Source organism: Oleiphilus sp. HI0061 (assembly GCF_001635675.1).
On record NZ_LWFE01000070.1, the window covers coordinates 1 to 1,333 of the forward strand.

The window sequence follows — 1,333 nt, forward strand, 5'->3', positions numbered from 1 at the left end:
TCTATGGCGTGCCAAGCTAGCTCGAGCATAATGCGTTGCTGTGGATCTATAAACTCGGCTTCAATTGGTGAAATTCCAAAAAAACTCGCATCGAGAGCAAGAGGCTCTGCAATGATACCTCGAGTGTTAACTTCACCATCTGCTGACGTGGGTGCAAATACATGCAGGCTTTCTTTTTCTGCTAGCAAGTTCTCCCAAAATTGTGGAAGGTTATTTGCGCCAGGTGCATTAATGGCCATGCCTATAATAGCGATGTCACGAGAGCCATCTTTGCGGGAGTTAGTATTTCGTGTCTGATAGTTGTTAGTTCTCACTTGCTTACTAAGATGATTGATAAACGAGTCTATCGAAGCGTATTGAAAAAGCTTATAGGCGGGTATATCTAGCTGAAAGCTTTCATATAGCTGAACTGATAACTGGTTCGCCATGAGTGATGTCATGCCTACATCAACCAGACTTTTTGATGTGTCGATATTGTCGTTACCAAGCAAGGAATAGATCATTGAGCTTAGTGACACTTTATCTGGCACAGCTATTAGCTGCTCTTTCTGCATGCTTGAAACCTGCTCAGCTAACTTACCTTGATTGGCGTGATACTGGGCGAGCATACTCTTGCGGTCGATTTTCCCTGAAGGCGTTGTCATCAGTGCATCGCTGAACAGAAAATGAGACGGCTGCATATAGGCAGGTAGCTCTTGCGTGAGGTATGCTTTGAGTATTGAAGCATCCTCAGAGTTGCTTACAATAAAAGCAATAATCGATTTTTGCGCTTCGCTCTCTGAAACTGTTACAGCTGCATTGGAGACACTCTCATGCTTCATTAAACAGGCTTCAATTTCCGATAACTCAATACGATAGCCACTAATTTTTACTTGGTTATCAGTTCTACCTGAATAAACTAACTGGCCCTTATTATCTGCTGAGACCAAATCCCCTGTACGATAGCAAAGTTGTTCTTTGCCATTGATCGTCATAGTGACAAAGCGTTTGTTTGTCTCTATCGAATTATTTATGTAACCAGTAGCTAAAACTGGGCCGCTAATATAGAGCTCTCCTACTTCTCCAGCTCTGACATTTTGGCCATTATCATTCAATATATTAAGTTTCGCGTGAGGTAATGCGCTACCAATTGGGGGTATTTCCGGCCAATCGCTGGCAGGGGCTCTCATGATAAGTTCGCTTACCACATGAGACTCTGAAGGGCCGTATTGATTTGACAAGCTTGTCTTAGGGAGCTGTTCGAAGATAGACCTAATATCCTCAGTGATAATTAGCTGCTCGCCCGCGGTGATAACTTCTTTCAAGGACTTCGGCACGATGTTTAGTCGAACAA

The 1,333-nt window shown here is 43.3% G+C and carries 1 protein-coding gene; it reads right to left on the reverse strand.

Annotated features, from left to right (window positions below; all coding sequences use genetic code 11):
- Positions 1–1,333 (reverse strand): beta-ketoacyl synthase N-terminal-like domain-containing protein (locus A3735_RS00915; RefSeq protein ID WP_156499289.1); only part of this gene is annotated, 1,333 nt, incomplete at both ends.